Raw genomic sequence first — 20940 nt, 5'->3', positions numbered from 1 at the left:
CGGTGTAGCCGATTGGCGCGGGCTTGAAAACGGTTTTGCACGATGGGGTGCTTGGCCCGCGTGCTTGCCCCGCGCGGCGGGCCGCATTACAGCGGGGCCGAGTTTGACAAGGAGCCTTCATGCCCAGCGACACCCCGCAGCCCGCCTTCGTGCTTGTCCGCCCGCAGATGGGTGAGAATATCGGCGCCGCGGCGCGCGCGATGTGGAACTTCGGGCTGGACCGGATGCGCCTTGTCGCGCCGCGCGACGGCTGGCCCAACCCCAAGGCCGTGGCGATGTCGAGCGGCGCCGGGCGGTTGCTGGACGAGGCCGGGCTGTTCGACGACGTGGCCGGCGCGGTGGGCGATTGTTCCTTTGTCTTTGCCACCACGGCGCGGCAGCGCGGGCTGACCAAGCCGGTGTTCAGCCCCGAGCGCGCGATGGCGCTGGCCGCCGAGAAGATCGCCGCCGGCGAAAAGGTGGCGGTGATGTTCGGGCCGGAGCGCGCGGGGCTGGAAAACGAAGACGTGGCGCGGGCGAACGCGATCATCTCGGTGCCGGTAAACCCGGAGTTCGCCTCGCTCAACCTGGGGCAATGCGTGTTGCTGACCGGCTATGAATGGCGCCGACAGGTCAGCGAGATCACCCATGAGACCGTCGAGATGGCGCGTGCCGACTGGGCCAGCGGCATCGAGATGGAGAAGCTGGCCGGGCACTACGAGGACCGGCTGGCACAGGCCGGGTTCTTCTTCCCGCCGGAGAAGGCGGAGAGCATGAAGATCAACCTGCGCAACCTGTGGAGCCGGATGCGGCTGACCCGCGCCGACGTGCAGATGCTGCACGGGGTGATGCGCCAGATGGTGCGCTGGAAGGAACGCGGCGACTGAGCTGCCGGTGGCTCAACGCCCCTTGTAGATGCCGCGCCGCGCCTCATCGGGGTCATTTCGCCGCTGCTTCCGCTGGGACGGCTGCCGCTTGGGTTGCGTCGGGCGCTGCACCTTCGGTTTTGTCGATCGTTGAACCTTTGGTTTTGCGGGGCGCTGGACCTTTGGCTTCACCGGGCGCTGCTGCACCTTGGGCTTTGCCGGCCGTTGCACCTTTGGTTTCGCCGGTTTCTGCACTTTCGGCTTCACCGGGCGATCCGGCTTCACTCGTGAGTGCGGCTGAACATAGGGCTGCGGTCGCACCCGGGAGCGGGGCGTGTACCAGCGCGGCGGCGTTGGCGTGACCACCCGAGGTCGCGGCGGCGGCGCGAGGAATATCGGTGGCGCCGGGCGCAGGATCGGGTGCGGCGGCTGCGGGCTCAGGTAGGTGAAATAGACCCACAGCATCAGCCCCTCGGGCGTGCGCACATTGGCCCAGTTGCCGACCCGCGTCACGATCTCGACCCGGGTTCCCGGCGCCAGCACGTCATGGATGCGATAGCGGGTTCCCGGCCCGATCCGGGCATTCAGGTGGATGCCGTCGCGGACGTAGAGATAGGCATCGGCGCGTGCGGTGCCGGTCGTGACCATCAGCCCGGCCACCAGAACGACAACGGCGAAAAGGGCTTTTCTCATGACCGGGGCCTCTTGCGTACTTTTTACCCTTTCATTGATAAATCCGGCCCCGGCGATGCGCAAAGGCGCTTGGTGTCGCATGGGCCGCTTTTCGCCGTCCGGGCGTGCCGGGGTCTTGCTGCCGCGGGCGTTACTGGTCCGCCTTTTGAGACGTGATTGGCTGGCTTTGCGATGCGGTCCACTGCGGCTCGCTGCTCTGCTGTGCCCATTGTTGCGACACCACTTGCCGAGGCCGGTCTTGCACCGGGAACTGGTGCTGTTGCGAACGGTCCCGCTGCGGGCGTTGGCCTGACTGCCCTTGCGGACCTTGGCGCGATTTCCCCGGCCCGCGTGCGTCCGCGCGTTGATCGGATCGCTGACCGGGACGTTGATCGTTTGCCTGGTCGGACCCCTGATCGTTGAACTGTCCCTGCTCCGGGCGCTGGTCCTGCCGTTGGCCTGGATCTTGCGCCTTGGTGTTTGCCGAGGCTTCGGCTTGCGGATCCGACTGTGGCGCCTGATCCCCGAGGTAGGATCCGAAGACCCAGGCCTGCGTCCCGTCGGGGGTGCGGACCTGCGTCCAGTCGCCCTGTCGCTGGAGCACCGAGACCCGGGTTCCTGGCTGAAGAACGTGATCCGCCGCGTATTGCTTGCCCGGACCGTTGCGCGCGTTCAGATAGGTGTCCTTTTGGACATAGAGGACATCATCGGCCTGCGCAGTGGCGGCGACAAGCGACAGTGCCGAGGCGATCAGCAAGGGGCGAAACAAGCTGCGATACATCTGGGTCTTCCTTGAGGTGGTAAAGACAGAACGGAACCCGGCCGGGGGGTCAGAATTGGCCGGGCTCCGCCGAGATCTCTCGACCGGAACCGGGAGAGAACGTCATTTCCCCCGGATCAATTGCCGGGGGTCTCCTTGTGGTTCGGGTCTTTCCGCTGTTGCGGCTGGTCATGTTTCTGCGTCTTGCCGGGGGCCTGCTTGGTCACCTGTTTGGGGGGCTGCTGAGCCCCGCCGGCCTTTTTCAGCTGCGGTTGGGTGGTGTGTTGTTGCGGCGGTTTCTGGGGCTGTGGCTGTGCCTTTGGTTGCGGTGCGTGCTGCGGCGCGGTTTGAGGCGCCTTTTTCGGGCCGCCCTGGGGGGTGGGGGCGGTCGGTTGCGTGGCCTGGTCGATCAGGTAGCTGCCGAACACCCACAGCAGCAGCCCCTCGGGCGTGCGCACCTGCGACCAATCGCCCTGATTTTTAAGCACCGTGACCTTGCTGCCCGGCGCCAGCTTTGTCTTGGCGCCATATTGCGTGCCGGGGCCGGAGCGCGCGTTCAAGGTCACGCCCGGTTTGACGAAGCGCAGGGTTTCGGCCTGTGCGGAGCCGGAAGGCCCGAAGGACAGGCCAATGGCCAATCCCAGCGCAAGGGTCATCGGGGCGAGAAGGGGGCGCAGCATGTCGGATCCTTTCGATCTGCGGTCATCACCTTGTAGAACGCGGGGGCGGGCGGGTTCCGTCGCGGTTTTTTCGGCTTTTCCAAAGTTTTTCGCCGGGGCCGGTCCGCAGCGATGGATTGTCCTGTCCCGCCGTGCGGTCTACATGAGGGCGAGTGCAAACAGACGGAACGCGTGGGGCGAGGCAATGGCGACGAAACGGTCCATCTTCGAAGAGGTCGGCGACGAGACGGCGCAGGCGGGCCGCAGTGCCCAGCCGGGGGCGATCGACCGCGGCCGGCGCGGCGCGCGCAGGGGCATCCGCGCCTGGCTGATCGTGCTGTTCGTGCTGGTGGTGGCGATGATCGCGGTGGGCGGTCTGACCCGGCTGACCGACAGCGGGCTGAGCATCACCGAATGGCGCCCGGTCACCGGCGCGATACCACCGGTGAGTGAGGTCGACTGGCAGGCCGAGTTCGACAAGTACAAGCAGATCGACCAGTGGCAGATCCAGAACCGGTGGATGGAACTGTCGGATTTCAAGGCGATCTACTGGTGGGAATGGAGCCACAGGCAATTGGGCCGGCTGATCGGGCTGGTCTGGGCGATCGGCTTTTTCGGGTTCCTGATGGCGCGGCGGATTCCGCCGGGCTGGACCGGCAAGCTGGTGATCCCCGGCGCGCTTGGCGGGCTGCAGGGGGCCATCGGCTGGTGGATGGTCTCTTCGGGCGTGACCCAGGGCGAGGGGATGACCTCGGTTGCCTCTTACCGGCTGGCGACGCACCTGGGGCTGGCCTTTGTCATTCTCGGCGTGATCGCCTGGGACGTGTTCCAACTGGGCCGCGAGGAGCGCGACCTGATGCAGGCGCGGCGCGGGCGCGAGGACAAACCGTTCCGGCTGGCCACCGGCTTGATGCATTTCGCCTTTCTCCAGATCCTGCTGGGCGCGCTGGTGGCGGGGATCGACGCGGGCCGCTCCTATACCGACTGGCCGCTGATGGGCGGGCAGGTGATCCCGCCCGATCCGCTGATGATCGAACCCGTGTGGCGCAACTTCTTCGAGAATCCGGGGCTAGTGCAGTTCGTCCATCGGGTCAGCGGATACCTGTTGCTGATCTTCGGTGTCGTGGTCTGGCTGCGCGGGCGGCGTTCGGCCCATGCGGCGACGCGGTTCGCCTTCAACGCCGCCTTCGCCGCGCTGCTGGTGCAGGTGGGACTGGGCATCGTCACGGTGCTTTATGCGGCGCCGGTGCATGCGGCGATCACCCACCAGCTTGTCGCGGTGCTGGTCTGGGTGCTGATCCTGCGGGCGCGGTTCCTGGCACGCTATCCCGTCACCACGTCGATCCGAGAGGGGTAAGACATGACAGCCTATGAAGAACTGATGCGGTTCCAACGCGACACCGAGGCGCTGGCACAGGTCGCCGGGCGGCTGGGCTGGGACCAGGAGACGACGATGCCCCGCGGAGCCGCCGATCAGCGCAGCGGCGAGATGGCGGCGATGGAGGGCGTGCTGCACGCGCGCCGGATCGACCCGCGCGTCGGCGACTGGCTGGACCAGATCGACGACGGTGCGCTTGACCCGGTGGGACAGGCGCAGATGCGCCATATCCGCAAGAGCTATGCCCGCACGATGAAGGTGCCCGCCGACCTGGCGGCCCGGATCGCCAAGGTGACCAGCAAGGCACAGGGCCAATGGGCACAGGCGCGCGCCGACGAGGATGTCGCCGCCTTCCTTCCGGTGCTGGAAGAGGTGGTGACGCTCAAGCGCGAGGAAGGGCAGGCGCTGGCCGGGGGCGGCGATGTCTATGACGCGATGATCGACGACTATGAGCCCGAAATGACCGCCGCCGACCTGGCGGCGATGTTCGCCACCATGCGGCCGCGTCTTGTGGCACTGCGCGCCGCGGTTCTGGCGGCCGAGGCCCCCAAACCGCTGACCGGGCATTTCGGGTCCGCGGCGCAGATGGACCTGGCCGAGAAACTGGCGGCGACCTTTGGCTATGACATGACGCGGGGGCGGATCGACAAGGCGGTGCACCCGTTCAGTTCCGGCTCCGGCCAGGACGTGCGGATCACCACGCGCACCAACGAGCTGGACCCGTTCAACTGTTTTTTTTCGACCATCCACGAGGTCGGGCATGCCTGTTACGAGCAGAACATCGACGATGCCTATCTGCTGACGCCGCTGGGCGGCGGCGTGTCGATGGGCGTGCATGAAAGCCAGAGCCGTATCTATGAAAACCAGCTGGGCCGGTCGCGGGCCTTTACCGGCTGGCTGTTCGGCCAGATGCGCGATGCCTTCGGGGATTTCGGCATCGATGATCCCGAGACATTCTATCGCTGCGTCAACCGGGTGCACGATGGCCATATCCGCACCGAGGCCGACGAGGTGCAGTACAACCTGCATATCATGCTGCGGTTTGACCTCGAGCGGGCGTTGATGAGCGGCGACTTGCAGGTCGGCGACCTCGAGGCGGCCTGGAACGATCGGTTCGCGGCCGATTTCGGATATGCGGTCGACAAGCCCTCGGACGGGTGCCTGCAGGACGTTCATTGGTCGGTCGGGCTGTTCGGCTATTTCCCGACATATTCGCTGGGCAACGTCTATGCCGGCTGCCTGTACCAGGCGTTGCGGGCGGCGGTGCCGGAGCTCGACGACCAATTGGCGCGGGGCGAGACCGCTGGCGCGACCACGTGGCTGCGCGACAACGTGCAGCGTCACGGTGGGCTGTATCGTCCGGCCGAGGTGATCGAACGGGCCAGCGGCATGACCCCGACTGCAGAGCCATTGATGGGCTACCTCGAGGCCAAGTTCTCGGCGCTTTACCGGCTGTGACCGGGGCAGAGCCGGCGATGCTGGGCTATGTCGTCGTGTCGGGACAGGGCGACGCCGGCCCGATTTTGCGCGAGGTGGCCGCGCGGCTCGACGCGGCGGGGGTGGCGGTGGCCGGTGCGATCCAGTCGCAGGGCTCCGCCGACGCGCAGGGCCGGTGCCACATGGAGTTGCGGGTTCTGCCCGGCGATGCTCCTGTGCGCATTTCGCAGGATCTGGGCGCCCTGTCGCAGGGGTGCCGGTTGGACCCCGACGGGTTGGAACGGGCGGTGGCGATGGTCGGGCGCGCGCTGGAGGCCGGACCGCAGATCGTGATCGTCAACAAGTTCGGCAAGCAGGAGGGCGAGGGCCGTGGCTTTCGCTCGCTGATCGGAACCGCGTTGATGGCGGGGGTCCCGGTGCTTCTGGCAGTGGCCGAGGGGGACCTGGAGCGGTTCCTGGCGTTTGCTGAAACCCTGGCAGACCCCCTGCCTACGGACCCTGCGGCGCTGGTGGCCTGGTGCCGCACTCGGATCGGGCAAGACTGACGTCCGTTATATCACCGAGGCATCTATTTAAACGGATACTCTGTGGGAGATGTTCCCTGAAGGCCGCCGGGAACAGAACTGCAGGCGGGATTCCGCCCCTCAGCCCGCCGGTTCCAGCCCGCACCAGTCGGCGATGAACAGCGCCGTGGCCTGCGTCACGCGGCGCATGCTGTCGAGATCGACGCGCTCGTTGAAACCGTGGATCGCCTCGGCCCTCGGCCCGTAAACCAGCGCCGGGGTGTCGGCATAGAGCCCGAAGAACCGCGCGTCGGTGGTGGCGGTGATCGCCGCCTTGTCCAACTCGGTCCCGCTGACCCGGCGATGCGCCCCCTCCAACGCGCCGATGGCACCGACCGCTGCCGCGCTCGTGTCCTGCGATAGCGCGTAGCCCTCGGCGTGAAAGCCGTGATAGACGATCTCGGGCGTGTTGTTGCGCAGAAAATCGTTGTCGCGCGCGGCCTGAAGCAGCACCTCCTGGATCTCGGATTTGGCGGTCGCGATGTCCTGGCCGGGAAAGATCCCCATGCGCACGTCGAACACGCACCAGGCGGGCACCGAACTGGCCCAGTCGCCGCCCTCGATCTTGCCGATGTTCAGGTTCAGCGCGTGGTCGTGATGGGCGTAATCGGCATGGCGGCAGGCGGGCGCATTCCAGCGCGCCTCCATCTCGTGCAGGGCGGAGATCAGCGGCACCGCCGCCTCGATCGCGTTGGAGCCCGATCCGGCATAGGCCACATGGGTCGGCAGCCCCTTCAGATGTACCTGGAACCAGATCACGCCAAGCTGCGCGGTGACCAGCTGTTCGGCAAAGGGTTCGGGGATCAGCGCCGCCTCGGCGCGATAGCCCCGTTGCAGGCAGGCCAGCGCGCCGTTGCCGGTGCATTCCTCCTCGACCACCGATTGGAAAAAGACATCGGCGGCGGGCGCAAATCCGCAGGCACGCAGCGCGTCCAGCGCGAACAGGTTCGAGGCCAGCCCCGCCTTCATGTCGCCGGCGCCGCGCCCGTACATCCATCCATCCGCAACGCGCGGGGCAAAGGGCGGGCTGTCCCACATCTCCAGCGGGCCTTCGGGCACCACGTCGATATGGCCGTTCAGGATCAGCGAGCGACCCTGTCGCGTGGCCGAGCGATGCGCGCCCACCACGTTCACCGCGTCCTCGTAATCGCCAATCACCGGCGAGAACCCGGGCAGGTCGCGGATATCGGCGACGTCGATCTGCCAACGGTCAACCTCCATCCCGCGCCCGGCCAGTTCGCGCGCCATGAAATCCTGTGCGCCTTGCTCATTGCCCCGGGTCGAAGGATGCGCGGTCAACTCGGACAGGAACGCGATCTGGTCGTCAAAGCGATCGTCGACGGCGGCAAGGAGGCGGGTTTGCATGTTGGTGTTCATCATTCGTCCTTCAGAAACGGGGCAGGGTGCCGGTGGGCAGGGTCAGAGGCGCGCCGGTTGCGGCGATCACCAGCTCGGGCTCCAACCCCTCGGCAATCTCGCGCAGGGCAAAACCGGTGTCTATCACATCGATCACCGCCATGTCGGTAAAAACACGCGCAACGCAACCCCGCGCGGTCAGCGGCAGGCTGCATGTGGCCAACAGTTTCGGCGCGCCTTTGCGGTCGGTGTGGGGGGGCAGAACCACCACGCGCCGGGCCTTTTGCGCCAGTTCGATGGCGCCGCCGGCACCGGGAGAGAATTTTCCGGGGATCTTCCAGTTGGCCAGACCGCCGCTTTGCGGCACTTCGAAGGCCCCCAACATGGTCAGGTCCAGCCGCCCGGATCGCACCAGCGCGAAAGAGGCGGCACTGTCGAAATAGGCGCTGCCCGGCACCGGCGAGATATAGGCGCCGTCGGCGTCGATCAGGTTGCGGTCGGCGTGGATCAGCGCCACGTCGGCGCGCAGGGCACGCTCCAGCAGGGCGGTTCGGCCATCGACCTCGACCACCTGCTTTCCCTTGGCCAATTCCGTCTCGATGCCGATGTCGGTCAGAACCCCGCCGAGGCCCGCACCGCCGGCGCGCACCCGCTCGGCCAGGATGCCCTGGGCGCAGAACTCGACCTCCAGATCGCCGGCGTTCAGCATCGCCACCGCGCGCGGGTTCAGCCCGGTATGGGTGGTGATCAGCTTGCGCACCAGCCCGGCGGCCAGCAGGTGATCGACCCCGAGGCCTTGTTCGTTGGCGTCGTTCTTGATCACGGTCAGGTCGCGCTTGCCCTGCCGCACCAGCTCGCGGATCAGGGCAAAGGGGGTGCCGGGTACGCCGAAGCCGCCCAGCATCACCGTGGCCCCGTCCGGGATCGCGGCGACGGCATCCTCCATCGCGACAGACTTGTCGGGCAGGGCGGTCATGCGCTCACCGGCAGGGACATTTCGCGGGCCATCGCCTCGAGGCTGTCGGTGAGTTTCTCCATGATCTCGCCGATCTGCGCCTCGCTCACGATCAGCGGCGGCGAGACGAGGAAATGGTCGCCCTCGATCCCGCCCCTTGTGCGGCGCGAGTAGATGATCAGCCCACGCTCATAGGCCAGGTCGACCAGCCGGGTATAGGCGTTGAGTTCCTTTGGCAGCGGCACCATGGTCTCGCGGTCGCTGACCAGTTCAAAGGCCAGCAACAGCCCCAGCCCCCGCACGTCCCCGATGAAGGGGAACCGGTCCATCAGCCCGGTCAGGCGAGCCTTGAGCAGGTCGCCCATCGCGGCGGCATTGGAGACGAGGTCATTTTGCGCGATCTCGTCCAGCACGGCACAGCCCGCCGCGCAGGCCAGCGGGTTTCCAGTATAGGTATAGCCATGCAGGAAACCGCCCGCATCGAGCACCGGCTCGACCATGTTGAACCGCGCCACCATCGCCCCCAGCAGCGCGTAACCTGCCGCGAACCCCTTGGAGGGCGCGATGATGTCCGGCGTGATGCCCCAATGCTCAGCGGCGATGAACTTGCCGGTGCGCCCGGCGCCGGTCATCACCTCGTCATAGATCAAGACGATGCCGAATTCGTCGCAGATCTCGCGGATGCGCGCGTAATAGCTGTCGGGCGCCACCAGCGCCCCGGTCGAGGCGCCGCCCGAGGCGGCGTTGCTCCGTCTGTGCAACCAGATGATCGACGAGATCGACCTCAAGGCGCGCACCGACCAGTGACGGAATGGCCTCACCCGGATGGGCGTGCCATAAGGGGGCAGCAACGGGGCAGGGCAGGTGACGACGGCAGGGCTGATCATACGCTACGCGGGGTTCGCGGGGATCGCGACGCTGTGCAACCTCGGGGCGCAGCGGGCGGTGTTCGCCGTCCTGCCCGGGGGGGCGACAAGCCTGATCCTTGCCCTGATCTGCGGCACCGGCACGGGGCTGGTGGTCAAGTATCTGCTCGACAAGCGCTGGATCTTTTTCGACCGGACGCGCGCGCTTGGCACGCAGGCGCGGCGGTTTTCGCTCTATACCCTGACGGGGGTGGGAACCACGGCGTTGTTCTGGGGCGCCGAGAGCCTGTTCTGGGCCATCTGGGAAACCCGCCAGATGCGCGAGGTCGGCGCGGTCCTGGGGCTGGCCGCGGGCTATGTGATCAAGTACCGGCTCGACAAACGCTTCGTTTTTCGCGGTGACTAGGCCGCGTCACACCGCCAGCAGCACCAAACCCGCGCCCAGCGCCGCGATCAGCAGCCCGGTGCGGTCATGGGTGACGAAGCGGACGGGATCGTAATTCTCGCGCCCCTGTTCGCTCAACCGGACGACGCGGGTCAGCCAGGCCGCCAGCGGCAGCACCGCAACGGCCAGCACCACCTGCGAGTCGTACAGTGCCGCAGAATGGCCGCTGAAGGCATAGGCCAGGAACAGCGCCGCGCTGGCCGCGATTCCCGCCGCCGCGACCCGTTCCAGCCCCCGGAGATCTGCCCGGGTATAGCCCCGCCCGGGGAGATGCCCGCCGTTGACCGCACGGGCCAGCGCCGTCATCCGCTTGACACAGGCCAGGGTGAAGAACACCGCAAAGACAAAGCCGAGCACCAGTCCCGGCACCGCGATCTGCGCCGCCGCAGCCCCGGTCAAGACCCGCATCAGGAACATCGTCGCAAGACTGGCCAGGTCGAGCCAGCGGCGTTTCTTGAGCCAGAGCGAATAGGTCAGGCTCAGCGCCATGTAGAGCAGGGTCAGCCCCGCCACCGGTGGTCCGGCGGCCCAGGCCAGCGCCAGCGCCAGCAGCACCAGTACGCCACTGGCCACCATCGCATCGCGGATCGACAGCGCGCCCGAGGCGATCGGACGTGCGCGCTTTTCCGGATGCAGCCGGTCGGCTTCGAGATCCAGAAGGTCGTTGAGGATATAGATTGCCGAAGCCCCGGCACAGAAGGCCGCCACCGCAAGAAGCGTGGCCGCGACCGTCGCCGCGCCGAACTCATGCGCCACCAGCAGTGGCAGGAACAGCAGCAGGTTCTTGACCCATTGGTGCGGCCGCAATTCGCGCCAGAGGGCGCCGAACCCGGGTCGCGCACCGATGATCTGCACCGGTTTTTCCAGCGCGTCCAGCCGTCGGCGCAGCCCGGAACCGGGCGCGATGGCGATAACCCGGCGGGCCGCGCCCCATGCGGGCAGGTCGGCCTCGGAATTGCCGGCATAATCGAAACCGCCGTCCCCGAACCGTTCGACCAGCACCTGCGCCTTGGTTGCGCCGGTGAGATTGCGGCTGTCGTCCGAGCCGAAATGGTCGCCCGGCAGGTCGAGCCGCCGCGCCACCGCTTCGACCAGCCCCTGATCGGAGCCGGAGGCCAGGTACACCGGTCGCCCCGCGCGCCGGGCCGCATCGGCGAGCGCCACCACCTCGGGGCGCAGCGGCAGCAGCGCAACGTTGGGCGCCGCGATCCGGTGGAGATCGGCCTTGAGCCGGTTCGGCGCCTGCCAGTCCCGGGCCAGTGTCGCCAGCGCCGCCCGGCTGTCGTGGCCCATCGCCGCCCAGAAGTTCTCATGCAGCATGTCGGTGCGCAGCAACGTGCCGTCCACGTCCAACACCAGCGGTGTCATGTCAGTCTGAGGTTCGGTCTGCGGCATCGTCATTTCTGCGGCGGGCATGATTTTTCTTGGGCATCCGGCTGTGTCACGGTCTCGGACCCTGTCTATCGCGGTTTCATCGAGGTTCATTTGACACAAATCATGTCCCGTGCACGACCTTCGTGGGCAAGGTGGAGGCGCCGCCGACCGTCGGCGCGCAACGACAAGGGAAAGACGAAACGCGATGGAAAAGCAACGATTTCTGATCACCGGCGGGGCCGGGTTCATGGGGATCAACCTGATCCGCTACCTGCTGGAGCGCGGGCAAGAGGTGCGCAGCTATGACATCGCGCCGTTTTCCTACCCCGAGGCCGACCGGGTCGACGTGTTGCAGGGCGACATCCGCGACATGGGGCTGTACGACCGGGCCTTTGACGGTGTCGACGTGGTGGTGCATTGCGCCGCAGCACTGCCGCTGGCCGATCCGACCGAGATCCATTCCACCAACGTGGGCGGCACGCTGTCGCTGCTGGAGGCCGCCGAGGAACGGGGCATCGCGCGTTTCATCCATATCTCCAGCACTGCCGTCTATGGCATCCCCGATCACCACCCGCTGACCGAGGAAGACCCGATGCAGGGCGTCGGCCCCTACGGCGAATCCAAGGTCGAGGTCGAACACCTTTGCGCCGATTTCCGGGCGCGCGGCATGTGCCTGCCGATCCTGCGGCCGAAATCCTTTGTCGGGCCCGAGCGGCTGGGCGCCTTTGAGCTGCTGTATGATTTCGCCTATGACGGCCACGGTTTCCCGGTGCTGGGGTCGGGCGACAACATCTATCAACTGATGGACGTCGAGGATCTGTGCCAGGCGGTCTACCTTTGTGCCACCGGCGATGCGGCGGCGGTGAATGACACCTTCAACGTCGGCGCGGCCGAATACGGCAGCCTGCGCGACAGTTTCCAGGCGGTGCTGGATCGGGCCGGGCACGGCAAGCGCGTCATCGGTTTTCCCGCCGGACCGGCGATAGCCATTTTGCGGGTGCTGGAGGCGCTGCACCTCTCGCCGCTGTACAAGTGGATCTACGAGACCGCCGCCAAGGACAGTTTCGTCAGCATCGACAAGATCCGCGACCGGCTGGGGTTCGCGCCCGAACATTCCAACGCCGAGGCGCTGGTGCGCAATTATGACTGGTATGTCGCCAACCGCGACCGGATCTCGACCCAGGCCGGGGTGAGCCACCGGGTGCCGTGGAAAAAGGGCGCGCTGAAACTGGTGCGGATGGTGCTGTAATGAGAAATCGGGAGGGGGCGATGCGGAGGATCGCAGGGAAACAGGGATGGCTGGCGGCGGTACTGATGCTTTCCGCTGCGACGGCACAGGCACAGACGCCAGAAACGCTGCAGGCTCAGCGCGAAGCCTATGACGCGGTGAGGGCCAAGAGCATCCTGGAGTTGCAACCCTTTCGCAACACGGTTACGTCGACTGACGCCGAAGCAGGTCTTGAGATCACGCTGGTCGACCTCAATCCCAACGTGGGGGAATGGTACCTGCTGCAAACCCGGGCCGCGCCGGACAAGGCGCCAGCCAACTATCACCTGGAAAACCCAGATCCGGACTCGCAACGGGTGGTGCTGGACGGGGACGGCCCGGCGCTGATGATCGGCGGAACGCGTTGCCGGCCTTGGGCCGACGCGGCATTGGACAAGGCACGGGCGACCAAGCTGGCCTATGCGCCGATCTGTGACGGCAAGCTTTACCTGCGCAACAAGGTGAGCGGCGCGCGCACCACGCTGGAGGCCACGGCCGAGTTCCTGCGCGACAATGTCTGGGGCGGGGAAACCATCGTGCGTTTCGTGCGCGACAATTTCTTTCGCGATTCACAACTTGAGACCGGCGAGGTCGTCGGTCGCGCCAGCGGAGGGCCGGGGGCCGGGCCGGCGCCGATGCTGACCAATTTCGAACTGGGCGAGCGCCCGGTGATCTCGACGTTGCTGGACATGGCGCTGAAAGGGGGCGACCCCAAGCGGATGGCAGTGGGGCTGTGGTACCCGGCGGAGGGGGTGCCCGGCGTCTTTGCCAGTGCGTTTCAGCCGCGCTATGTCGCCGATGCGGTGATGCAGGGGCCGGGGCAGGTGAACCGGCTTGACGGCATCGAGTCGCGCGCCACGGGCTACATGATTGCCTTCGACATGGCGCAGTTCGACATCGGCTATGCGGTGGGCACCGATCACCCCGCGCTCGGCTGGTCGTCGCGCCCGCCGGCCAGCATTCGCCCGCGCGGGATGCCCGGCCCGGACGGGGTGCGCAACGCCGCGCCGCTGGTGATGCTGGGCATGGTCAATCCCGAGACCGCCGACAAGGCCGTCGCGACCTTTACCGCCGGGTTCAAGCGCCAGCACGGCGCGTTCCGCTATGGCGACATGGCCGGGTTCAACTATGGCCACCACTACGGTTTCATCGAGAAGGGCGTGATCCTCAGCAAGCTGTGGCCGGGTCTGTCGACGCTGTATGAGCTAACCGACGGCAGCCTGCACATGAAGACCTGGCAGGAGGACGACAACGCTCTGCTACCGCGAATCCGCTTTGCCCGGCAGAATGGCGTGCCGATCCTTGAGACCGACCCCGAGACCGGGATGGGCATTCCGGGCGACCGGGTCACCAAATGGGGGCCGGGCAACTGGTCGGGTTCGGCCAAGGCCGAATTGCGCACCCTGCGCGCCGGGGCCTGCATGGCCCGGGCGGGCGGCACGCGATACCTGATCTACGGCTATTTCTCGACAGCCACCCCCTCGGCCATGGCGCGCACCTTCCAGGCCTATGGCTGCGATTACGCCATGCTGCTGGACATGAACGCCCTGGAGCACACCTATCTGGCCGTCTATGCCCGCATGGGCGGGAAGGTGCACGTGGAGCACCTGGTGCCCGGCATGGCGCTGATCGAGAAGAAGATGCGCGGCGGCACCATCCTGCCGCGGTTCATCGGCTTTACCGACAATCGCGACCTGTTCTACCTGACCCGGAAGGAGCCGCCGAAATGATCCGTGCAACGCTTGCCGCCGGGGCGATCGCGCTGGCCGGTCTCACCGCGCCCGCCGCCGCCCAAAGCAGCCTGCAACAGGCCAACGCCGTGTTGTTCCAGCAGTTGAAACAGGTGCACAAGCTGTCTGCCGCGCAGATGGCCCGGGTGCAGGAGATTTTCGCCCGCTCCGGCTTCATGGGGCAGGGCAACCCCAGGATCACCCGCCACCCGATGACACCCGAGCAATGCCGCGCCCGGATCCCCTCGGGGGGCTATGCCAACGCGCGCAACACCCGGATCTGCGGCGACAAGTACATGGCGCCGCTTTATGATCCGCGCAGCGAGAGCGCCAGCGATGCCCGCGCCTGCATCGACCAGTTCGAGTTTCCCAACATTCCCTGCACCTATCCGGTGGTCTGGGTAAAGGCCAAGGAGGCCGCCGAGGTCTGTGCCGCTGTAGGCAAGCGGCTGTGTGACGCTCATGAATGGGAGGGCGCCTGCGCCGGGGCGCTGGAGCCGCCCGATTACCCCTTTGGCGCCGGCTCGGTCGCCGCCATGCGCAGCATCCACAACCGCAAGTACGCGGCCAGCGCCAGTTGGGCCTATGGCCCGGCGTTCCAGCGCGGAATCTGCGCCCAGAACAGCACCAAGAGCGCGTCCTGCGGCGGCGGGGGCTACAATTCCTGCGGCTCCAACACCTATCCCACCGGCGCCTTTCCCAAATGCGTCAGCAAGCTGGGGGTCTATGACCAGCACGGCAATGCCGCCGAACACATGAACCTGCCGATGGCGCCCGACCAGATGGCCAGCCGTGGCAGCACCAAGCTGGGCGTGACCGAGATGAAGGGCAGCTGGTTCATCTGGGACAAGTACCGCGCCCACCCCGACTGGTGCCGCTGGCGCGCGCCCTATTGGCATGGCGCCCGGGTGATGAGCCCGTCAAGCCACGAGAATTACCACCTCGGGTTCCGCTGCTGCAAGACGATCAAATAGGTCTGCGACGTCGGTGAGATCCCTGCCTGCGCGAGGAGTGCAGGTTGCGCGACCGAGCTTTCACCCCCGCGAAAGCGGGGGTCTCATGGTGCTGCGGGTGTCGGGGGATCCCCGCTTTCGCGGGGATGACAGGGCGCGCGGAGATGACGGGCCGCGCGGGGCTGATAACGGGCTTGCGCGTTAGCGGCAGGGGTTCAGTACAGCCCGGCCAGCAGCCGCTCGGCATTTCCGATCGGACCCTCACCGGTGACGATCCGGGCCAGGTCGCGGTCTTCCATGATCTGGGACAGCGGCACCTGCTTGCCGTTCAGATAGGCCATCCGGCTGACCAGTCGCACGCCGTGGCTATAGTCGGCATAGCCGGCGCCATGAACGGTGCTGAGCGGCTGGATCGGCTTGCCGTTGGTCCGGTGCCAGCCATAGATCGCCACGCGCCCGGGCTTGGACAGCAGCCGGTTGGTCAGAACGATGTCCTTTTTCTGCCCGGCGGTCAGCGCGCCGGCCTCGCGGGTCTTTTGCGACCGCTGGCGGTCCACCGTGCGGTCATGCTCCAGCAGATAGGCGGTCGAGGCCATCTTGCTGCCCGGGGTCATCGGGCTGGGTGCGACGTGCACCTTGGCCTGGCTGTAGATCGCATCGACCATGCGCGGAGTCGGCAGCAGGAAGCCCATCTCGCTCGCCACGCGGGCGGCGGCGGCAAGGCCCATCGGCACCCGGACGAAATCGCGGTCGTTGCCCACGGCGAGGTAATCGGGCGTAACACAGATCGTCACCTTGACCTCTTGCCCATCGGCCCCCTTGCCCGACAGGGTGACGGGCGTGAGGGTGCGCAGGAACGAGGGCAGGTTGCCCGACAGCACCTGTTCGACGATGGCCCGGTCGCGGGCTGTGCCGCTGGTTTTCATCAGGCTCTGCATCACCGCGCTGCCAGAGGGCGCGCGCGCCGCCCGATGCGGGATCTCGCGGGTGAGGGGGGCATCGCAGCCGGTGGCGGCCGCCACCGGCGTCGCGGGCGATAGCGCGATCAGCGCGGCGCCCAGAATCGGAGAGACGGCACGAAACAAGGTCGGTCGAAACAACATGGCGGCAGGTCCTGCTCGGGAAGGAACTTTTCTGTATCGGCCCGTTCTGGCCCGGCAGGCCGACCCGCTCAAGCCCCGCGCGCCCGCCTGCGCGGCTTTTCGCCAAACCGCGCCGGCCTTGCGCGCGTTCTTGCCGAGCGGGTTGCGCTTGCCGGGATCCCCGGGGCCTGTCTAGGCTTGGGCCATGACAGATCTGCCGCTCACCCCCGATATTGACGCGTCCCTGTTGATCCGGCTGCAGGAGGGGGCGCAGGCGTTGCAGCCTTGGCTGGTCGAGCGGCGACGGCAGTTTCATCGTACCCCGGAACTGGGCTGGCAGGAGATCGCCACCACCGCGCAGATCGTCCGGGATCTGAGTGCGGACGGCTACGAGGTAATCGCGGGGCCGGACTTTCTCGGCGATGTGGTGCGCGCCGGGCTCAGCGCCGATCCGATCCCGGGCGAGGGCGAGACCGGTTGCATCGCGCTGTACGACACCGGGCGACCGGGTCCGACGGTCTGCCTGCGGGTCGATATCGATGCCTTGCCGATCCACGAGGCGGGCGGCAACCACGCCCCGGCCGCCGGTGGCTATGCCTCGGAAGCCCCCGGTGTCATGCATGCCTGCGGTCACGACGGGCACAGCGCGATCGGATTGGGCGCCGCGCGATTGCTGCGCCCGGTGCTGGCCACGGGGCGCGGGCGGCTGAAACTGCTGTTCCAGCCGGCCGAGGAAGGCGGGCGCGGTGGTCGCGCGGTGGCCGAGGCGGGCTGGATGGACGATGTCGATCTGTTCGTCGCCATCCACCTCGGGTTGGGCGTGCCCTCGGGTTCTGCCGCCTTTGCGGTGCACGGCTTTCTGGCCAACGCGCGCTATCGCGTCGCGCTGACCGGGCAGGCTGCCCACGCCGGCAAGACCCCCGAGGGCGGACGCAACGCGCTGCTCGGGGCGGCGCAGGCGGTGCAGGGCCTGCACGCGCTGGCCCAGTCCAGCCGGCCGGGCATCCGCGTGAACGTGGGGCTGATGCGTGCGGGAACGGCGGTGAACATCGTGCCCGACAGTGCCGAGTTCGAGTTCGAGATGCGTGCCGGTGACAGTGGCGACCTCGAGGAACTCGACCGGCGCTGCCGTGCAATGATCGAGGGGGCGGCCATCGCTCACGGGCTGGAGGTGCAGATCACGCGCATGGGCGGGGCCGAGGCCTGGAGCAACCCCGCCGATATCGCCCGCTGGGGCGCGGCGGTGAACGCGCGCGCCGGCGCTTTCGGGACGGTGCTGCCGGAGTTTTTCTTCGGGGCGAGCGAGGACGCCACAACGCTGGCCCGCCGGGTGGACGCGCGCGGCGGCAGTGGCGGCATTTTCGTGCTTGGCGCCGATCTTGCCGATGCCCACCACACGCCGCATTTCGATTTCGACGAGGCGGCGCTGTCGCGCGGCGCGCTGCTCTGCGCCGCCTTGATCGGGGCGGCGATGGATCTTTCGGAGGTTTAGCCGCCCTTGCGGCCGATCGCCTGCGCCAGATACGCCACCGCCAGCGCGGGTGTGGCGATCGCCGGGTAATCGACCTCGGGGATGATCACGCCCAACCGGTCCTGCAGGGCTGTCACCAGGTCGAGGACATTCGTGGTGTCCAGTTCGAGATCGGTCTGGATGTGATCGTTGTCGCCAACCGTCTGCGGATCGAGATCCGGCGCGACGGTGACGAGCTCTTCCAGGTAGCTCTTGCGGATCGCTTCAGGTGTCATGGCCGCTCCGAATGACCAGTAAGCGCTTCAAACATATTCAAAAAATCCACTACGACAAAGTCATCAACACCCCAGTGATCTGCACAGGGTCACCATTATCACCTGCCTCGGGATCACCGGTCCGTCAAGCGTCCATCGACGGTTCTGCGGCGTACAGCCCCCCACACGGGCAGCCCGTGGCGGAAAAATGAACGCCGCGTCTGCGCCGGAGCAACCATCCGCTCACCGCCTGTCCATGGACGTCAGTCATGTTCGTGATGCTGTTTCCCGAGGCACGCGGCTTGACGGGGCGGATCGCTAATCCCTGGTCAGGGTCGCGCCGATCTGGTCCAGGGCCGCGCGCAACGCCTCATGCGCGCCGCCGGATTTCAGCGCCCGCGTCATCTGCAGGCTGATCGTGCCCTCGGTCGCCAGCGCGTCGCGTTCCTGCGCGAGCGATCCGGGGGTGCGCCCCATCGCGGCGAGGAACCCCGAGACCAGTTGCGTGGCATAGAACTCGGCCATCTCCGGGTCGCCGGTTTCCGCCCCCAGCCAGTCGGCCCCGGTCGCGATCAGGTCGAGCAGCCCCGGCACCATCGCGCAGATGGCGAAATGCATCGAAAGGGCACGCTCGTCCGGCACCGGGATCACCGGGTTCTCGGGCGCGAACAGCCGGTCGATCAGATCGGTGTCGGGAAAGGCCGCCAGCGGGCATCCGCCCTGTTCGAGAAAGCCCAGCGGGATGGTCCGGGTGATGTCGAGGGCCGGTGCACAGAGACGCTGCAGGTCCGCCAGCGACACGCCGGCCATGACCGAGGCGACACGCTGTTCGGGCCGGAACGTGAGCCCGGAGAGCACCTCTTCGGCGACATGCGGGCGCAGGCAGAGAAACACGATGTCGGCGCAGTCCAAGACCGCCTGGTTGGGCGCGACGGTCGCGCCGCAAACCGCCTCCAGCGTTGCGGCCACGTCGACGTTGCGGTCGGACACAAGGATGTCGTGGCCGGTTCGCGCCAGGAACCGCGCCATGGGGGCGGCGATGTGGCCGGTGCCGATAAAGCCGATGCGGGACATGTACGCTCCTTCGTGACGGCCCCGGGCCGGACACCGTCGGGGCGCATTCGGGCCAGGATGGCCCTGGTCATTCTGGTTCAATGTAACATTTGAAGTTTGGACGAAAACCCATGACTTGCGTGTCGAAAGGCAGGGCTGCACCAGATGCATGGCTTTGCTCGGGGCGCCCCGTGACCCTGTGCGGAAATCCCGGGATTGTCGCCTCCTATAGATAAAACTTATCGACGGGCATGGTAAATGAAATGGTCAAGCCCCGGATCCCACCCTAACCAGAAGCGACCATGAAACGCGCCGGGAGGGAGCCCCATGTCCGACAAGAAAACCGCACTGGTGATCAGTGCCCATGCCGCCGATTTCGTCTGGCGCTGTGGCGGCGCGATCGCCCTGCACCAGGAACGGGGATACGAGGTCACCGTGGCCTGCCTCTCGTTCGGGGAACGCGGCGAGAGCGCCAAGCTGTGGAAGCAGGAGGGCATGACGCTGGAGCGGGTGAAGGACGCGCGCCGGGAAGAGGCCAGCAACGCCGCCGCCGCGCTTGGCGTCAAGGATATCCGCTTTCTCGACCTGGGCGACTACCCGCTGCGGCTGGATCGCGACGCGCAGGACCAGATGGTCGACATCATCCGCGAGGTGCAGCCCAAGTGGATGATGAGCCATTCCAAGTGGGATCCCTATAACACCGACCACATGAACACGACGCAATTCGCGCTGGAGTGCCGGATGATCGCGCAAGCCTGGGGCCACAACCCCGGGCAGAAGGTGCTGGGCGCGCCGCAGCTTTATCTGTTCGAGCCGCACCAGACCGAGCAGATGGGTTGGAAGCCCAACGTCTTCCTCGACATCACCCCGGTCTGGGACAAGAAGCGCGCGGCGATCGAATGCATGCAGGGGCAGGAGCACCTGTGGGATTTCTATACCAACGTGGCCGAGAACCGCGGCAACCATTTCCGGCGCAACTCCGGCGGCATGGCTGGCGGGCGCAAGGCGGAATATGCCGAAGGCTTCGAGATGATCTTTCCCCAGACCGTGGACGAATTGGCATGAGCTATCCGGTGGGAACACAGGGCGTGGTGGTGCAAAATATCGAACGCGCCGACCCGGAGGTGATCGCGGGTCTGGGCCAATGCGGCGTGGCCACCGTGCACGAGGCACAGGGGCGCAAGGGGCTTCTGGCCAGCTACATGCGGCCGATCTATTCCGGTGCCCGGCTGGCGGCCAGCGCGGTGACGATCTCGGCGCCGCCCTGCGACAACTGGATGATCCATGTGGCGATCGAACAGATCCGAGACGGCGACATGCTGGTGCTGGCGCCGACCTCGCCGTCGGAGGCGGGCTATTTCGGCGATCTGCTGGCGACCTCGGCGCAGCATCGCGGCTGTCGCGGGCTGATCATCGACGCCGGTGTGCGCGATGTGCGCGACCTGACCGAGATGCAGTTCCCGGTCTGGTCCAAGGCGGTGTTCGCGCAGGGCACGATCAAGGAAACCCTGGGCTCGGTCAACGTGCCGGTGGTCTGTGCCGGAGAACTGGTCAACGCGGGCGACATCATCGTCGCCGATGACGACGGCGTCTGCGTGGTGCGCCGCGAGGAAGCCGAAACGGTGCTGGAGAAGGCGCGCGCGCGCGAGGCCCTCGAGGCCGAGAAGCGTGCCCGTTTCGAGGCCGGGGAGCTTGGCCTAGACATCTACAAGATGCGCGATCGGCTGGCCGAGAAGGGGCTGAAATACGTCTGATCCCGGGGCAATGGGGCTCTGCCCCGCCGCAGCAAGCTGCGGCCCCCCGGGAGTATTTCAAAAGAG

The 20940-nt window shown here is 66.9% G+C and carries 21 protein-coding genes; 11 read left to right on the top strand and 10 right to left on the bottom strand.

Translation table 11 applies throughout. The features are described from left to right. Positions 1-119 precede the first annotated feature (119 nt). The gene (locus ABWV23_RS00585; RefSeq protein ID WP_353343843.1) at positions 120-866 is read left to right on the top strand and encodes an RNA methyltransferase; all 747 of its coding nucleotides are present in this window, start codon (positions 120-122) and stop codon (positions 864-866) included. 12 nt (positions 867-878) lie between these two features. Here ABWV23_RS00585 and ABWV23_RS00580 read toward each other — a convergent pair whose 3' ends face one another. The 3 genes from ABWV23_RS00580 to ABWV23_RS00570 all read right to left on the bottom strand — a co-directional run bounded on the left by ABWV23_RS00580 (position 879) and on the right by ABWV23_RS00570 (position 2957). Next, on the bottom strand, positions 879-1538 hold the full coding sequence (locus ABWV23_RS00580; RefSeq protein ID WP_353343841.1) for an SH3 domain-containing protein: 660 nt from the start codon (positions 1536-1538) through the stop codon (positions 879-881). A gap of 130 nt (positions 1539-1668) precedes the next feature. After that, positions 1669-2298, bottom strand: coding sequence for an SH3 domain-containing protein (locus ABWV23_RS00575; protein WP_353343839.1), 630 nt, complete (start codon positions 2296-2298; stop codon positions 1669-1671). A gap of 116 nt (positions 2299-2414) precedes the next feature. Continuing rightward, positions 2415-2957 (bottom strand): SH3 domain-containing protein, encoded by a 543-nt coding sequence (locus tag ABWV23_RS00570; RefSeq protein ID WP_353343837.1) that lies wholly within the window; start codon positions 2955-2957, stop codon positions 2415-2417. Positions 2958-3141: 184 nt separating this feature from the next. Here ABWV23_RS00570 and ctaA point away from each other — a divergent pair, with 184 nt between their 5' ends. Genes ctaA through ABWV23_RS00555 form a run of 3 tightly spaced genes read left to right on the top strand, consistent with a single transcriptional unit; the run spans position 3142 to position 6296 of the window. Continuing rightward, positions 3142-4293, top strand: a complete 1152-nt coding sequence (gene ctaA, locus ABWV23_RS00565; RefSeq protein ID WP_353343835.1) for a heme A synthase — start codon at positions 3142-3144, stop codon at positions 4291-4293. 3 nt (positions 4294-4296) lie between these two features. Next, the gene (locus ABWV23_RS00560; protein ID WP_353343833.1) at positions 4297-5772 is read left to right on the top strand and encodes a carboxypeptidase M32; all 1476 of its coding nucleotides are present in this window, start codon (positions 4297-4299) and stop codon (positions 5770-5772) included. Then, positions 5769-6296, top strand: coding sequence for a DUF2478 domain-containing protein (locus tag ABWV23_RS00555; protein ID WP_353343831.1), 528 nt, complete (start codon positions 5769-5771; stop codon positions 6294-6296). Before ABWV23_RS00560 ends, ABWV23_RS00555 begins: the two co-directional genes overlap by 4 nt. A gap of 99 nt (positions 6297-6395) precedes the next feature. Here ABWV23_RS00555 and ABWV23_RS00550 read toward each other — a convergent pair whose 3' ends face one another. From ABWV23_RS00550 to ABWV23_RS00540, 3 genes are read right to left on the bottom strand one after another with little or no spacing between them, the layout of a single operon-like run. Then, a complete protein-coding gene (locus ABWV23_RS00550; protein ID WP_353343829.1) occupies positions 6396-7691 on the bottom strand; it encodes an ArgE/DapE family deacylase in 1296 nt (431 codons plus the stop codon). A 10-nt stretch (positions 7692-7701) separates the two neighbouring features. Beyond that, positions 7702-8646, bottom strand: a complete 945-nt coding sequence (locus ABWV23_RS00545; protein ID WP_353343827.1) for a 3-oxoacid CoA-transferase — start codon at positions 8644-8646, stop codon at positions 7702-7704. Further along, positions 8643-9422: an aminotransferase class III-fold pyridoxal phosphate-dependent enzyme gene (locus ABWV23_RS00540; protein WP_353343825.1), complete on the bottom strand. Its 780-nt coding sequence runs from the start codon at positions 9420-9422 to the stop codon at positions 8643-8645. Before ABWV23_RS00540 ends, ABWV23_RS00545 begins: the two co-directional genes overlap by 4 nt. A 67-nt stretch (positions 9423-9489) precedes the next feature. On the opposite strand from ABWV23_RS00540, the gene ABWV23_RS00535 reads away from it, so the two are divergent. Continuing rightward, positions 9490-9897 (top strand): GtrA family protein, encoded by a 408-nt coding sequence (locus ABWV23_RS00535; protein ID WP_353343823.1) that lies wholly within the window; start codon positions 9490-9492, stop codon positions 9895-9897. A 6-nt stretch (positions 9898-9903) separates the two neighbouring features. Here the strand turns inward: ABWV23_RS00535 and ABWV23_RS00530 are convergent, their stop codons facing one another. Further along, positions 9904-11352: a UbiA family prenyltransferase gene (locus ABWV23_RS00530; RefSeq protein WP_353343821.1), complete on the bottom strand. Its 1449-nt coding sequence runs from the start codon at positions 11350-11352 to the stop codon at positions 9904-9906. 163 nt (positions 11353-11515) lie between these two features. Here ABWV23_RS00530 and ABWV23_RS00525 point away from each other — a divergent pair, with 163 nt between their 5' ends. Genes ABWV23_RS00525 through ABWV23_RS00515 form a run of 3 tightly spaced genes read left to right on the top strand, consistent with a single transcriptional unit; the run spans position 11516 to position 15281 of the window. After that, positions 11516-12559, top strand: coding sequence for an NAD-dependent epimerase/dehydratase family protein (locus ABWV23_RS00525; protein ID WP_353343819.1), 1044 nt, complete (start codon positions 11516-11518; stop codon positions 12557-12559). A gap of 20 nt (positions 12560-12579) precedes the next feature. Next, positions 12580-14307: a hypothetical protein gene (locus ABWV23_RS00520; RefSeq protein WP_353343817.1), complete on the top strand. Its 1728-nt coding sequence runs from the start codon at positions 12580-12582 to the stop codon at positions 14305-14307. After that, positions 14304-15281, top strand: a complete 978-nt coding sequence (locus ABWV23_RS00515; protein WP_353343815.1) for an SUMF1/EgtB/PvdO family nonheme iron enzyme — start codon at positions 14304-14306, stop codon at positions 15279-15281. The genes ABWV23_RS00520 and ABWV23_RS00515 overlap by 4 nt, the downstream gene beginning before the upstream one ends. A gap of 194 nt (positions 15282-15475) precedes the next feature. Here the strand turns inward: ABWV23_RS00515 and ABWV23_RS00510 are convergent, their stop codons facing one another. Further along, positions 15476-16363, bottom strand: a complete 888-nt coding sequence (locus ABWV23_RS00510; protein ID WP_353343813.1) for a hypothetical protein — start codon at positions 16361-16363, stop codon at positions 15476-15478. A 184-nt stretch (positions 16364-16547) separates the two neighbouring features. On the opposite strand from ABWV23_RS00510, the gene ABWV23_RS00505 reads away from it, so the two are divergent. Continuing rightward, positions 16548-17834 carry an amidohydrolase gene (locus ABWV23_RS00505; RefSeq protein WP_353343811.1) on the top strand — a complete coding sequence of 429 codons (1287 nt, stop codon included), beginning with the start codon at positions 16548-16550 and terminating at the stop codon, positions 17832-17834. On the opposite strand, the gene ABWV23_RS00500 is transcribed toward ABWV23_RS00505, so the two are convergent. Together ABWV23_RS00500 and ABWV23_RS00495 are read right to left on the bottom strand one after the other, a co-directional pair. Further along, positions 17831-18088, bottom strand: a complete 258-nt coding sequence (locus tag ABWV23_RS00500; RefSeq protein WP_353343809.1) for an acyl carrier protein — start codon at positions 18086-18088, stop codon at positions 17831-17833. The two genes, ABWV23_RS00505 and ABWV23_RS00500, sit on opposite strands and share 4 nt — an antisense overlap. A gap of 297 nt (positions 18089-18385) precedes the next feature. Next, on the bottom strand, positions 18386-19141 hold the full coding sequence (locus ABWV23_RS00495; RefSeq protein WP_353343807.1) for an NAD(P)-binding domain-containing protein: 756 nt from the start codon (positions 19139-19141) through the stop codon (positions 18386-18388). A 306-nt stretch (positions 19142-19447) separates the two neighbouring features. Between ABWV23_RS00495 and ABWV23_RS00490 the strand changes: the two genes are divergently transcribed. Beyond that, entirely contained in the window at positions 19448-20185 is a 738-nt protein-coding gene (locus ABWV23_RS00490) for a PIG-L deacetylase family protein (protein ID WP_353343805.1), read from the top strand. After that, complete coding sequence (locus tag ABWV23_RS00485; protein WP_353343803.1) at positions 20182-20874, top strand: 4-carboxy-4-hydroxy-2-oxoadipate aldolase/oxaloacetate decarboxylase; 693 nt, start codon at positions 20182-20184, stop codon at positions 20872-20874. The genes ABWV23_RS00490 and ABWV23_RS00485 overlap by 4 nt, the downstream gene beginning before the upstream one ends. The last annotated feature ends 66 nt before the right edge of the window (positions 20875-20940 follow it).

Origin of the sequence: Aquicoccus sp. SU-CL01552 (assembly GCF_040365005.1) — a bacterium.
Classification (GTDB): Bacteria; Pseudomonadota; Alphaproteobacteria; order Rhodobacterales; family Rhodobacteraceae; genus Antarcticimicrobium.
This window is presented reverse-complemented; position numbering and strand designations above follow the sequence as displayed.